Annotated in this window: 11 protein-coding genes and 1 pseudogene; all 12 read right to left on the bottom strand. The window is 62.1% G+C overall.

Annotated features, from left to right (window positions below):
- Window positions 1-7 precede the first annotated feature (7 nt).
- Entirely contained in the window at window positions 8-571 is a 564-nt protein-coding gene (locus BT115_RS13190; RefSeq protein WP_143144560.1) for a hypothetical protein, read from the bottom strand.
- 11 nt (window positions 572-582) lie between these two features.
- Window positions 583-1,860 carry an XVIPCD domain-containing protein gene (locus BT115_RS13195; RefSeq protein ID WP_072323024.1) on the bottom strand — a complete coding sequence of 426 codons (1,278 nt, stop codon included), beginning with the start codon at window positions 1,858-1,860 and terminating at the stop codon, window positions 583-585.
- Between the two features lie 89 nt (window positions 1,861-1,949).
- The gene (locus BT115_RS13200) at window positions 1,950-2,459 is read right to left on the bottom strand and encodes a hypothetical protein (protein WP_072323025.1); all 510 of its coding nucleotides are present in this window, start codon (window positions 2,457-2,459) and stop codon (window positions 1,950-1,952) included.
- A gap of 911 nt (window positions 2,460-3,370) precedes the next feature.
- Window positions 3,371-4,492 carry a type IV secretion system protein gene (locus BT115_RS13210; RefSeq protein WP_083527482.1) on the bottom strand — a complete coding sequence of 374 codons (1,122 nt, stop codon included), beginning with the start codon at window positions 4,490-4,492 and terminating at the stop codon, window positions 3,371-3,373.
- 83 nt (window positions 4,493-4,575) lie between these two features.
- Window positions 4,576-5,454: a hypothetical protein gene (locus tag BT115_RS13215; protein ID WP_072323028.1), complete on the bottom strand. Its 879-nt coding sequence runs from the start codon at window positions 5,452-5,454 to the stop codon at window positions 4,576-4,578.
- Between the two features lie 33 nt (window positions 5,455-5,487).
- Complete coding sequence (locus BT115_RS13220) at window positions 5,488-7,956, bottom strand: VirB4 family type IV secretion/conjugal transfer ATPase (RefSeq protein WP_072323029.1); 2,469 nt, start codon at window positions 7,954-7,956, stop codon at window positions 5,488-5,490.
- A gap of 65 nt (window positions 7,957-8,021) precedes the next feature.
- Window positions 8,022-8,330 (bottom strand): type IV secretion system protein VirB3, encoded by a 309-nt coding sequence (locus BT115_RS13225; protein WP_072323030.1) that lies wholly within the window; start codon window positions 8,328-8,330, stop codon window positions 8,022-8,024.
- Complete coding sequence (locus BT115_RS13230) at window positions 8,323-8,748, bottom strand: TrbC/VirB2 family protein (RefSeq protein WP_072323031.1); 426 nt, start codon at window positions 8,746-8,748, stop codon at window positions 8,323-8,325. Before BT115_RS13230 ends, BT115_RS13225 begins: the two co-directional genes overlap by 8 nt.
- Window positions 8,749-9,426: 678 nt before the next feature.
- Window positions 9,427-9,894: pseudogene (locus tag BT115_RS18970) on the bottom strand (lytic transglycosylase domain-containing protein); the annotation flags it as partial.
- Between the two features lie 51 nt (window positions 9,895-9,945).
- On the bottom strand, window positions 9,946-10,986 hold the full coding sequence (gene virB11 / locus BT115_RS13240; RefSeq protein WP_072323032.1) for a P-type DNA transfer ATPase VirB11: 1,041 nt from the start codon (window positions 10,984-10,986) through the stop codon (window positions 9,946-9,948).
- Between the two features lie 3 nt (window positions 10,987-10,989).
- Window positions 10,990-12,246, bottom strand: a complete 1,257-nt coding sequence (locus tag BT115_RS13245) for a TrbI/VirB10 family protein (protein ID WP_072323033.1) — start codon at window positions 12,244-12,246, stop codon at window positions 10,990-10,992.
- Window positions 12,243-12,995 carry a TrbG/VirB9 family P-type conjugative transfer protein gene (locus BT115_RS13250; protein WP_250340064.1) on the bottom strand — a complete coding sequence of 251 codons (753 nt, stop codon included), beginning with the start codon at window positions 12,993-12,995 and terminating at the stop codon, window positions 12,243-12,245. The genes BT115_RS13245 and BT115_RS13250 overlap by 4 nt, the downstream gene beginning before the upstream one ends.
- Between the last annotated feature and the right edge of the window lie 4 nt (window positions 12,996-12,999).

Below are 12,999 nucleotides of genomic sequence, written 5' to 3' on the forward strand. Positions count from 1 at the left end.
CTCCGGGTCAGAGCGAATCGTCTTTCACGCGATACAGGTGCCAGCAATCGTCCTTCCGGAAAAAGAACGTCATCTGGTAATCGGTATCCGGTTTGACCAGCTTCACGGCGATATCGGTAGCGCTGGTGTCGGTGCGCTTGGCCGTCAGGCCATCCTTTGCCTGATCGGACTGGCTCGGCATGATCGGGAAGGTGACCTGATCCTTGGGCAGCGATTTCGAAACCGGTTTCGGTTCCGGGTCGGCGTTGGGATCGACCGAATCGCTCTGCAGGGGATCGGTCACATAGGTCTTCTGCACGCTGACGTCGTTTTCGAAGAGCGGCAGGAACTGGTCGAAGCTCTCCGCCGGGCAGGTCGTCGCGCTGGCGGATGCGGCGGAAGGCGCAGCTACCGTCGCCGCGTTGGCTGCGCTGGTTGCCGCCACCGGGGAGGGTGCCTGCGGAGGCGGCGGAGACGACGGGCCGCAAGCCGCCAGAAGCGCGGCAGCCAGGAGGCATGTTGCGCTTCGCGCAGCAGTACGCAGCGCGCGAGAAGGCGGGAGTCCGTGAAACTCGTGGATGGCGTGAATCATGCGGTTCTCCATCATGGCGCTCCCATTCCCGGATGCGTGGGGGCGTTGGTCTGCTGCTGAGGCGCTGGCGCGGTCGCTTGTTCCGGCCGAGCCTGGGGCAGGGCGGATGCGCTCAGGTCCACGGGCGTGTTGACCGCCTGCGCTGTCTGTACGTCGGCAACGCGCTTGTGCGGCGACTGCGTATCGCCGGCCACGGCGTACACACGGCTGGCGTCGTCGCTCAACACCACGCGGTCGATGGACGTCATGCCTTCCTTCTTGGCCGCCACGGTAAGCGCCGCGGCGAGGTTCTCGCTCTGCTGATCCGGCGTGCGATGGTGCTCCGCGTCGAGCTTGTGCACAGCAGCGCGCGCCTGCTCGAACAAGGCATGGTCCGGATGCGACGGGTCGTCGAGGCGAACGACAGGCTGCCGGGTCGCCGCATCGAGTGCGGCACGTGTCTTTGGTCCGGCCACGCCGTCAGCTGCCAGATGATGGTCGCGCTGGAATGCTTCGAGCGCAGCCTGAGTGCCAGGACCGAACTTGCCGTCGACCTGCAAAGGCTGGCGATGCGCGTCGGTGTAGCCAAGCCCCGCGAGACTGGCCTGGAGTGTGCGTACCTCGTCGCCGTGGGCGCCGGTGCGCAGGGTCGAGCTGTGGTCGGCATGATGTGCGGGCGCGGAGTGCGAGGAATGCGTCGGCAGCGAAGCGGCGCCGTGCTCGAGACGCTGCATCACCTCGGGCGTGAGCCGTCTCTCCCAGTCGTGGAAGCGCGTTTGCCGATCTTCCAGGCCGTTGTACTTGCCGTTGACGGCGTGCGTCGCCGCCCGCACGTCTTCGCGCGCCTGCTCCGGCACGCGGTTCTCCCAGTACCACACCGCAATGCGCGAAGCATTCTGCGGGTCCGCTGCGAGTTCCGGGTGCTTGACCAGATCGAGGTCCAGTGCCTCGCCAGCGGCGCGGTAGTTGTCCTTGCCGGTGAGCTGGATGTAGCCACGACCATGGTATCGCCAGCCGTCACCGGGGGCGTCGTTGCCGTTGCGGCCGCCATACATCAGTTCGGCAAGGCGTTCGGGGCGCCCCTGCAAGGCCTGCAGACGGGCGGATTCCAGGGCTTCGGGGCCTTCGCGCCAAGCCGACTGGACGGGAATCTGCGAAATATTCCGCGTGTAGCGGAAGCTTTCCTCCAGCCGGTTCAGGCCGTTGGATTCATGAGTGACCTGGGCCATGAAATTGGCCAGCTCCCTCGGGGACCGGATCCCAGCCGCATAGGCTTCGGTCAGGACCTGCGTTTCACGATCAATCGCCATGTGTAGCTCCTGGTTGACTCACGGAATTGCTCGCTTCCTGCGTGTTTCAAACCAGCCGGTCCTGGCGGTTTCACATCAATGCGTAACGCTCAGGGCAACGTCACCTCCGGCAAGGTCGAGGGATCGAAATCGGAAAAGGCCACGGAGCCAAGTTCCTTCGGGGTCAGCTCCGACGACTTGTGCTTCCCGGTGATCGTGTCGTCCACGCGGCGTACCACGCGGGTCACGAACCAGTTCTTCTTTTCCGGCGCATAGGTAAAGGTGTATTCGTCGGACCAGTGCTCCCGGCTGCCGCCACCGTTGACGATGGTGAAGTGCCCCGCGTCGATCTTCGTGAAGCCGTAGGGATCGCCGGCCACGCCACCGCAGGTTGCACATGGCACCACGTGCGAATTGGATGCGGCCTTCTGCAGCACGCCCGAGGCGTCGCGCACGAGCAACAGCACGTCGCGTCCTGGCGAGTCATCCGTCTTTGCCGTCGCCGAAGAGGGCGGGTCGAGGATAAGAATGACATCGGCTTCGCCCTTGTCGGTCAGCGCACCCTTCACCGAGTCGAGGACCTTCGCCCCACCTGTCGCGAATCGTGTCAGGTCATCCATCTTGCTTCCTTTGGTCGGTGCGGATGCGGGTACCGAGTGGGACGTGGGTGCGTACGGGTTGTTCTGCGCGTTGGCCCATGGGCTCAGAAGCAGCAGGGCGCAGGTACTAAGGCAAAGCAGGGTCGGATGTTTTGTCATAGGTCACCATTACTGCGGTGGTTCGTGTTGCTTATGCGTGTGTTCAAGCGACGTCTGAGCGGTCGGCTTGTTGTTTGCACATTTTTTCATTGATCTGCCGGGGCATTCCTGCTCGTAGAATCAGGTGCGTTAGACGTACGCGGATCAAAACAGCTTTGTACCCAGGAAATATTTCTTGAACTAAAGCTCTCGTGGCGAGCGGAGAGAAGCCTTATCCACCACAAAGGCCAGCGCACGAAGCGCCGAACGCTCGCACAATGTTCACTGGACGCGCCGCGCCAGACTGCATCCGCTGTAGACAACCTTGCATTGAGACGCAGACTCATTGCAGGAAAGCATGGCATCGTCCTCCGCCTTGGCTTTGTCTGGCCCTCGGGCGATTCCATGGCCTCCAACGCCCCATGCGACTGCAGCGCATTGGTTGTAATAAGTCATCTCAACTTTACATCCTGTCGCGCCGTGGCTTTCGCAGTCACGCGTGGCGTCGCGGATCGCATCTGATTTAGTGTCTCGATCAGTCACCGTCCCAGCACCACCGGTGGCGCTGTCAATAACAATGGCTCCCCAGGTATCTCTCCAAACTGGAGCTGGAGTCGGAGGGACATTGCCTTGAGCGGGTTGGTACCCCGGCATGCCAGAAGCATCTGGAGGTACGCAGTTTCCACCGCCAGTATTGACTCCGGTGGCGCACTGAGCCCAGGCACAAGACGCCGTTATCAACGCAGCGATCCCAATGGAGGCAAGCAAGACATGCTTGCGACTTGCCGCGGTGCTCATGTCATCTCTCCGTCTTTCTTGATTCGATCAGGAGTACTTGCGTAACTGGATCCTGTGCCGGTCAATTGTGTGTAACTGCCAAACGTGTTGCTCTGCCCACCGTACTGATGGGTGTCCCTATGCGAAGTCTGATTGGCCACGGGCGGCACGTAGCTCGGGGTGCCTGGCACGCCGTAACCTCCGCGCGAGTTCGGCGGCTCAGGCTTGATATGTCCAAACGGCGAGTACGAGTTGAACTGGCCCAGGGTGCCCTGGAAGAAGGAGGCGGCCATGGGTGGGGCGCTGATGATCATGGTGGTGAGCAGCAGGCCGAGACCGCCCTGCTGAAGCGCCATGCTGTTGATGCCATCGGTGCTGCCCGCGCCACCCAATTCCGGCATGGATAGCAGGTACTTCACGGCGAAGGAGGCGGTGACGGCCGCCATCATCTTCATCGCGATGGTCACCATGACGCTCAGTACCGCCAGCGAAAACACCGTGCCGATGCCATAGAGAAGCCACTTGCTGAATAGTTGCTTCGTGGGCTCGAACAGCAAACACATGATGAAGATGGGGCCGAAGCCCACGAAGAGGGCGAGGGCGATCTTGTTGAGCAAAAGCATGGAGCCGGCGATGACGCTCGGTCCCGCGATGCCTATACCGGTGAACCAGCGATCGCGGTCCTTCGCATCTTGAGCAGCCTGGTCGCCGCCCGTGTCGATGGCATCGATCGTGCCCATCGCCACTTCCATGCCCGCGAGGTTGTTGTCGATGTGCTGGAAGGGGCTACCGCTCTCTCCCGTGACGTACTGAGCGATCGTCGTCGACATGCCGTCGCTCAACGTCCAGTACACGGAAGACGACGAATAAGCGGCCGTCGTGGCGATGAAGACCACGAGGGTTGCTTTCAGCGAATCGCCGACGAGAACCATCATCGGCTGTCGCGACTGCCCGGTGACGATGCGGAATCCCTGGAACATGATCCACACCGTCAGCACCGAGACGGCGACGAAGCCGATGATCGTTGCCGAGCTCGACAGCAGCTTCCACTGCATGATGTCGATTTCAGTGCGCAGGAAGTCGTTGATCGTCTGAAAGAAGACGAAGTTCGTCGCCGTGTCGAGCGGCCCTGCAAGCATGGCAAGCGCCGAGTGACCAGCGAGCATACCGGTGATGTCAACCATGACGCCGTGTTCCGTTCATGTGGATGTGAAGAAGCGAATCAGAAGCCATTGGAGTCACCGATGCTCAGGGTCTGCATGCCAGAGGGCTTGGCGCTTTGCACGCCGTCCAGCGATGCCTTCAGCGCAGCGCCCGTAGCCAGGCCACTGATCGCGCTGCCGATGTTGACGTCTCCGATGCCGGGCAGGGAGATCGAACCCCAATCCGAAGGCTGCTTACCCGTGCTTGCCGCGTTTGCAGCGATGGTCTGCTTGGCGCGCAGGAAGCGCAGGTTGGCCTCGTAGGCATAGTTCACGGTCTGCATCTGCTGCTGGTCGAGCGCGATCAGGTTGTAGAGCGCGGTGAGCTTGTTGGTGTTGTCTTCGAGCTTGCCGAACTGGTTGGCATCGCTTGCCTGGATGGCTGCCCGCTCCTTGAGCAGCTCGCGCAACATGGCGTCACGCGTTGCGGTGTTCTTGTACATCGTCAGCATGTACTGGTACTGAGCGTTCTCGATGTCGACGATCTGCTGGCACGTCGCCTGCTGCGGTTGAGCGACGGCCTTGCAGCGCGTGCCGTCGTCAAGCTTGGTCGTGTCCTCCGGCAGGGTCTGCGTGGGGTCCTTCACGCGAGCGCCCGGCTGCTTCTCGTCGTACGTGCCGATTTTCAGCTTCTCGTTGATGGCATTGATGTTGCCATTCACCGTGGAACCATCGCCCAGCGTCTTGCCGAGCACCGAGTTGATGTCCGTCGTCTGAGTGACGGTGTCGTTGGTGTGTGTCTCGATCTGCTTGAGCGTGGCGTTGGCGTTGGCGTCGTTCACCGCCCACTGCGCATGGGCAGCGGGGGCGGCCAGCGACAGCGCCAAGGCGAAGGCGGCTGCGCCGAGCAGGCGGTGAAGGAGGGCGTTTTGCCGACGGAGGGTCGAGCGAAGGGTCATGGTTGGGTTCTCCAAGGTCAATGCGTGCCTGGGTCAGCGGGCCGCCGAGCGGGCAGGACGCGTCGAGGGGGAGGCGGGCGACGGCTTCTTGCCGCTGCCCTTTCGGTGTTCGTAGAAGGAGGGAAGCCACTGGTCCGGCGTGAGTTCGTCTGCCGGAACGCCCAGGTCCTCCGCTTGTCGAGCAAGGACCTCGTGCATGATCTCGATGTTGTCCGTGGACGCGGAGATCACTGCCAATGCGTCATCCATGCCACGCAGATTCAACTGGCACACTGCAGAGGCGTGCCCCTGTTTGACCAGGAAGCGGCGAGAGCGCTCGTCCAGGCTCACCACCACCTGGTACTCCGCGTCGGTCAGCTTGAGGCCGTTGACGTAGTCCTCGCGGCTGGCGTTCGGATTGGGTAGCAGGATCATCGTGGCGGTCTGCTCGATGAGTGCCGCGGAGATGTCGCTAGCCAGCGCATCCTCGGGGCTTTGCGTGGCAAAGATGCCCATGCCGTTCTGCTTACGGATGGTCTTCTGCTTGTTCTTGGCAAATTCCTTGAGACCGCCCTTACCGTCCAGGATCTTCCAGAACTCGTCCATGACGTAGATGAGGCGGCGGCCATCGATCAGGGCTTCGAGGCGGTGCAGCAGGTAGTTGATGACCGGCGCGCGGACTTCGGGGTTGTCGATGATCTCGGTGTAATCGAAGCCGATGATATTGGCGCGGGAGAGGTCGACCGTATCCTTCGGATTGTCGAAGACCCAGCCAAGCGAGTTGCCCGCAGTCCACTTGCGCATGCGAATGAAGAGGCCGTCGTCGCCGAGATTCGGCAAGCTCTTCTGGAAGTTCGTCATGTTGCGAAGATGCATGGGGGTGTCGAGGATCGCCTCGACGGCCCGGTAGATGTCTTCTTCCTCACGGGAGCTGTAGACGCTCTTGCCGGCCAGCACCTTGATGAGATCAGCCAGGAACTGGACGTTCTCCTCCGTGCGCTCGCACTGGAACGGATTGAAGCCGGTGGGCTTGCCGTTTTCCAGGGCGAGATAGTTGCCACCGCAGGCGCGAACGAAGATCTCGGCGCCGCGATCCTTATCGAAGAAGAAGATCGTGGGCGCCGGGTCGAGCTTCTGCACCTGGCTCAACAGGAAGTTGATGAGCGCCGTCTTACCGGTACCGGATTTGCCGATGACCATGGTATTGGCGATGGCCTTTTCACCGAACGAGTTCTCGGCCGGATGCGTGGCGTGGAAGTTGAAGTAGTACGGCTGGCCGTTGGTCGTCTGCAGTGTCGTGACGCAGTCGCCCCAGGGGTTGTTCTGCTTCTTGCCCGTGGCGAAGTTGTGCAGTGGCGACAGGCCGAGGAAGTTGAGCGAGCTGACATTCGCCAGACGAGTGCGGTATTTCCAGTTGCCTGGGAACTGCGCATAGAAGGCCGAAGTCACCGCCAGGTCTTCCTTCACCGACACGAACCCTGCATTGGACAGCTCGGCGCGCGTGGCGGCGATCTGCTGCGACAGGGCTTCCTGCGCGGTCGAGTAAACGGCCATGGTGAAATGGTACTCGCCAAGCACGAAATTGCCCGACGCGAGCTGGTCCATCGCCTGGTCCATTTCGATGATCTGGCTGACGGCCTTGTCGCCGGAGGAGATCATCATGCCCTTGGTGCGCTCCAGGGCCTTGAGCGCATCCTGGCGGCCCATGGGGCTGAAGGAGTGGGTGATGACGTATTCGAAATCGAGGTACTTGAGCCCGTTGAGGATGCCCGGATAGGTCCCCTCGACGTACTCCTTGATATTCAGGATGGCGCCGAAATGGTTGACGCCGTTAGGGGTCGTCAGCACGAAGTCGCCCGTCTTCGACGAAAACCGTTGCCGGCTGACCGGCAGGTAGTCCTTCACTGGGGCGGAAAGCACCGGCACTGGCTCATCGAGGCGATTCAGGATGTACCCGTAAAGTTCGAGCACTTCGGAAAAAACGACCCCGTTGGGTGCTTCATACATGCCCATGCGCGTGGGCGCATAGTCCTTGAGTACGGCCTCCACGTTGCCGGCAAGTTCCAGGATCGTGGCGATCGCTTGCGCTTGCTCGGCCTGAAGCCGTTCGACGTTCGAGGATTTCTCGACGAAACGTTTTCCCGAGACGACAGGGCGATAGATCATCGTCAGGTAAAGCTCGTTCTGCATGAGCTTCTGACTCGAAAGCGAGTCGTAATAACCGTCCGAGAGCGCCTGATTGAAGCTATGTTCGAACTTGCTCTTGTCCTTGATGCTGCGGCGGCGACGGATATCGTGCACCCAGAACGCCACGTTCACGAAGTCGGGCGCTCGCAGCGTCTGCAGCATGCGGTTGAACGTGTTATGGCGGTGTTCGATTTCCCACTCCTCCCTGCCCACGAACGGCAGGCCACCGAGGCGCCACACCAGCAGGAAATCGCCCCCCGTCGTCTTGAGGACGGTCGGCGAGACGTGGGTCGAGAATGGAATGAATTCGCCGATCGCTGCATCAGGAATGAACATGGCTCTGCCTACCGTCAAACGCACTGGAAAGGCCCTGGCAGAAATCTGCCAGGGCGGGAGTCGCCTTATCGCTTCGCCTTGCCTGGCTCGCGATAAGTGTTGGGCGTGAAGACCCACATGCCGTCGTGCTCGGCCAGATTCTTCACTCGGGTCCTGAACTGAAGCCGCAAGCCAAGCAGGCGGAAGATCAGCTCATCGCGGCGTGCCATCTGGCGCATCACGAAGATCGAGCAAGGAATCCAGAGGAGCCACCACATGTTGAAGTACATCGCCATCAGCAAACCGCTGCCCGCCCCAAGAAAGAAGGGCACATAGGGCACGCCCATGAACATGGGTGGGCGCGTGCAGCCGCGGAAGAGCGCGTTCTTATGCATGGAAGTGAAGCAGGTGCATAGCCATCTGCACCGAGTCCATGAGGAACGTAGCGGCGCCACCGCTGCTCGACGTGCAGGCGGTCGAGTCACCGCTGCCGCCCACAACCATCTTCGCTACCTGCGCGGCTGCACCGATCAGCACGCCGCCTACGAGAGCCGGCGCCACGTCGGCGATACGCTTGTGGGCGAATGCGATCTGGTAGCCGGAGAAGATCACGGCGATGGTAACGACGACGATCGAGGCGGCGTTCAGCAGGGAGTTGATGTTCTGGAAGAATCCACAAACCTTCTTCGAGGTCTCGGCCACGTCCTGGGCAAGGCCGATCGACGGCAGGAGCAGGACGGCGGCGATCATCAGGAAGACGGCCATCTTGTTGAGCGACGTGCGGTCAGCCGGGGTGCTGGGAAGTTTGGACATCTCGTAGTTCCTTCGTGTTACTGGGCTGGGTACGGTTGCGCGAGCACAACCGGGTTGATGACGGCTACGGCTTCCGTAGCCGGTTTCGCAATGACCTGCTTCGTGCAGGGCGAGAGCAGGTCAGAAAACAAAGGCGCCATCGCCTCCTCCCTGGCGCAGATCCGCCGGATCGCCGGCGGGTGTCGAGGGTGGCGTCGGGGCAGCGGCGGCGGCTGGCGCAGGGTCGTTCGGGCCTTGGACCTGCGGCACGAAAACGCCGTTGTCGTTGGCCGGCCCCGTGCCTGTCGCATTGGCCGATATGCCGATCTGCGACATCACGGCGGCGGTTGCCGGATCCGTCGGGATCCTGCCCGATGTCACCGACGGACCTGTGCCAGGCACCGCACCGGGAAGAGGGAGTGCCGCGTTGCCTTGCAGTATCGGCGCGATCTGATTCTGTGCCGCTTGGGCTGCCTGTAGCGCCTGGGCGATCGATGCGGCGTCCGGCTCCAATCCGGTCATGTTGGCATTGGGGACAGGCGCCTGCGCTCGGCTCGGTGGCGGCAGGCCCGCGGCCCGAGCAACGGCGGGAGCGACGGCGGCCGCGACGGCGGCATCGGCGACGCTGCGCATGGCCACGCGGTAGGCGGACCCGTCCACAGGAACCACGGGCGTTCCCTTGTTGGCGGCGTTCGTGGACGTGCTCACCAGGGGGATCGCCACGGCATTTGCGGCGAGCGCGCTCTGGCGTGCCATCGAATCGAAGATTTTCTGGACGTAACCGTCCTGGTAGCCCGTCGTGAAGTTGCCGGAGTAGTAACAGCTGAACGCCTTACCCCAGTCTCCCCCAGCACTGGTGTAGCACTGGGCGAGGATCTGCGATCCGGCGACGAGATTCGGGCAGACCTCGAACGCCTTCTCGTAGGTATCGAGGCCGTACTTCCCGAGGTTGGCGCGGTTTACCTGCGCCACACCCAATGAATAGTTGTAGCCGTTGGCCTCGAGCATGCGCACGGTCGCCACCGCTTCACCAAGGTTTGCGGGCTGGCGCACGAGTTGGCCGCCGACGACGCCGATCGCAAACGGGTTGCGAGACGATTCGACGTTGACGACGTGCTGCATCACCTCAGCCCGTACGGCAAGGTTGGGGCAAGCCATCATTTCCATTCCTGGTACCACCGTTACAACTCCTGTCTAATGACCGATGTGTTTCGTGTGTTACCCCCCGTCCGGGGCCAGGCCCCGAGCGGGGTTGAAGTCGATGCCGGTAATGTGGCGGCGCCCGGCATGCGCCTTGATGTGGACAATGATGTCGATGGTGAGCATCAATAGTCGCTTGATCGTCGAGAACTCGAGTCCTGCACCTTCGTTGGATGCCTTCACCATCAGGCCCAACTGGTCCCACGTCTGCTCGACGCTGCCGGCGTGGCAACTGGTGATGGAGCCGGGGTGACCGGACGCGCAGTTTCGAATGAAGTAGAAGGACTCGTCGCCGCGAAGCTCGGCCAGGATGATTCTGTCGGGCTTCATGCGCAGGCACGCCTCCATGCAACTCTTCGCGGTGACGTTGGCTGCGCTCTGACCGCCCTTCGAATACAGCAGATGGACGACGTTAGGCTGGTCGATGAACAGCTCTCGCGCATCCTCGATGGTCACCAGCCGCTCGTCTTCCGGAATGTGCCCTACGAGCGACTTCATGAAGGTGGTCTTGCCGCTGCCAGTGGCGCCGGCCACCACGATGTTCTTCTTGCTCAATACCGCGTGACGGAAGAAATCCGCGTAACGCCGCTCCGCGCGGAGTTCGAGCAGCTCGCGATCCGCTTCGCTGATGGTGTTGGCACCTTCGAGGACCTGATCGAAGAAACCGTCTTCCTGGTATTGCGCCAACGTCTTGCTCTGGCGCGAAGGAAGGCGGATGGTGATCGATACACGGCCCGCCTCGCATGCGGGCGGGATAACGAACTGCGCACGCTGCCCGGTGGGGAAGGTCAACGAAACGACCGGGTCTACGTCGGTGATGCGCTGACCCGTATTGCTCTCGTTGACCACGGCGGTGCAAAACTGCCGAGCCCGCTCGTAGGTGAGCGACGGAACGTCCACCCGCTCCCACTTGCCGCGGCGCTCCAGATAGAGCTCGCCGGGCTTGTTGATGCAAATCTCGGTGACATCGGACGACGAAAGGTAATCCCGGATACCCAGTACCTCGTACTGGTAATCCAGAAAGTCGTTACCGACGGCGGCGAGAGCGGGTTCGTTCATCGATCAGTACCGTGCCACTACGCCGCTGAAGTCCACGTCCTTGGCGACGTAGATGGCCAGCACCGTGCCCTGGTTGATCGTGACCGTGGCAGGACGATTGGCGGCGCGCTGCACGGCCTGGTTCGCGAGCTGCTGCACGGTTGCCGCAGTGTTGCTCTCGAACGGGCTCTGCGTCACCACGCCGTTGCTGATGGTGGTCTGGCGAGGACCGTGCTCCGCGGCCTCGTACTTGAACGCATCGCTGAGCATCGAGATCAGCAGGGCGGCGCCGATACGGCTGCCCCAGTGAGCGTTGTAATAGCCAGGATGGCCGGCGCCGCCGAGGGTGTCGATACCCGGGCTGGCCATGTTCACGTCGATACCCGTAGGCGTGACGATGCGATCCCAGATCACAGCGACGCGCGGGCCATTCGGCTCCATCTCGTACTTGCCGAGAACCTTCGAGCCCTTGGGAAGCAACAGCCGCTTGCCAGTGAACGAGTACACCGGTTCGGTGACGATGCAGGACGTGAAGCCGGGGATGTCGGTGATGATCCGTGTCTCAAGTACGCAACGAATGAACGTGCCGCGCAGCATGAGCGTGTCGGGGTGGGTGAGTGGCGAGGCATTCGAAACGTCCGGCAGCGGCTTCGCGCCGTAGGCCGAATTCACGGGCACACCGCCCTGGGGCGAAGGACCGAGCATGCCCGGCATCATGCCGAACGCGCCACCGGGACCACCCTGGCCGCCCATACCCATAGGCTCGCCGGCTGCGGCAGCCGCCTGTGCCGCCTGGGCGTCCATCATGCGACGTTCCAGAAGCGTCGGACCGGTGCGCACCGGCGCAGCGGTCGTCGTCCGCTGCGGTAGCGTCGACGGCAGCGGCGGCGGTGGGGCCAGCGCGATGGGCTCGGGCAGCTTGGGAGCCGCTTCGGGTACGGGCGCGACCTTGGGTGCCTCGGGAATGGTCACTGTTTCCTCGGCCTTTGGCTTCTTCGGCGGCGGCGCGGAGTTGCCGGAGCTGAGGAAGAACCAGGCCGCAAACAACAGGAGCGCCACGATGCCGGCCAGGAAGGCCAGCGCGCGACGATTCATCCGACGGACGTCGGCGGCGGCAAGCTGTGGCGCGCCAGCATCGAGGTCGGGCGGCGGCGCCTGGCGGCGCTGGTTGGCGTACGGATTTCCCGCGAGAGGATCGGCATGCTCGCTGCCCGCTTCCGTGTGCGGCACGCCGTTGTCGCGGTTCTCGTCGTCCGGATGATAGGGATTATTCGGGCTCACTTCTTCGTGTTCCTTCGCAGACCAACGACGTTGTTGTCGTGCCGGATGACCAGGTAGTTATAGGTGCCGTGGACCACGATGGTGTTGCCCTCCACCGTGGTGTTCACCACCGAATCCTCGCCATGTTCCTTTTCGCGCATGTAAACGGTCGGGAAGTTTCCGGTGGGAAACTGCTTAAGGTCAGGCATCTTGATGTACGTGAAACGGCCGTCGTCGTAGACGTTGACCGGCACGAGCCACGGCGCCGTCTTGCGCTTCACGGCATAGTCGTAGTCGAAGTTGTAGTCACGCCCCTTGACCAGCGAGGTGTCGAGTTCCGGCGTTTCAGCGACCTTCTTGGTTTCCGCAAGGAAACTCGTGTCGGACGGGTAGGTGAACGTGATCTTGTACTGGACGCCGGCACGACGAGCCTGGTCGAGGGTCTTCCAGTCGGTTGCCACGACCTTCAGCTCGAAGATGTACGAATGCGTGGCGGTACGAATCATCATGTTCGTATCGACGTCGACGTTCTTCGGCTTTACATAGAACACGTTGTCGCGGCGGGTCAGTTCCCAGCCGCTGCTGAAACCGGTGCTGTAGTCGAGGATCTTTTCGTTCGGGCTCAGCTCGATCTGGGTAGTGATACCCAGTCCCGTGCGCACGGTGTAGATCTTGTCGGGTTCGTACTGGTATGGGGTGACGACCTGTGCATGCACGACGCTGGTCGCGCAGGTGGTGAGCAGCAAGGCTGTCAAGCTCAGTCGGAGCATATTC

Origin of the sequence: Luteibacter sp. UNCMF366Tsu5.1, from assembly GCF_900119235.1 — a bacterium.
Lineage (GTDB): Bacteria > Pseudomonadota > Gammaproteobacteria > Xanthomonadales > Rhodanobacteraceae > Luteibacter > Luteibacter flocculans.

Excerpts from the sequence above, each read along its gene's own strand:
- BT115_RS13190 (WP_143144560.1), bottom strand. The coding sequence starts at position 571 with ATGATTCACGCCATCCACGAGTTTCACGGACTCCCGCCTTCTCGCGCG.
- BT115_RS13195 (WP_072323024.1), bottom strand. The coding sequence starts at position 1,860 with ATGGCGATTGATCGTGAAACGCAGGTCCTGACCGAAGCCTATGCGGCT.
- BT115_RS13200 (WP_072323025.1), bottom strand. The coding sequence starts at position 2,459 with ATGGATGACCTGACACGATTCGCGACAGGTGGGGCGAAGGTCCTCGAC.
- BT115_RS13210 (WP_083527482.1), bottom strand. The coding sequence starts at position 4,492 with ATGCTTGCAGGGCCGCTCGACACGGCGACGAACTTCGTCTTCTTTCAG.
- BT115_RS13215 (WP_072323028.1), bottom strand. The coding sequence starts at position 5,454 with ATGACCCTTCGCTCGACCCTCCGTCGGCAAAACGCCCTCCTTCACCGC.
- BT115_RS13220 (WP_072323029.1), bottom strand. The coding sequence starts at position 7,956 with ATGTTCATTCCTGATGCAGCGATCGGCGAATTCATTCCATTCTCGACC.
- BT115_RS13225 (WP_072323030.1), bottom strand. The coding sequence starts at position 8,330 with ATGCATAAGAACGCGCTCTTCCGCGGCTGCACGCGCCCACCCATGTTC.
- BT115_RS13230 (WP_072323031.1), bottom strand. The coding sequence starts at position 8,748 with ATGTCCAAACTTCCCAGCACCCCGGCTGACCGCACGTCGCTCAACAAG.
- virB11 (WP_072323032.1), bottom strand. The coding sequence starts at position 10,986 with ATGAACGAACCCGCTCTCGCCGCCGTCGGTAACGACTTTCTGGATTAC.
- BT115_RS13250 (WP_250340064.1), bottom strand. The coding sequence starts at position 12,995 with ATGCTCCGACTGAGCTTGACAGCCTTGCTGCTCACCACCTGCGCGACC.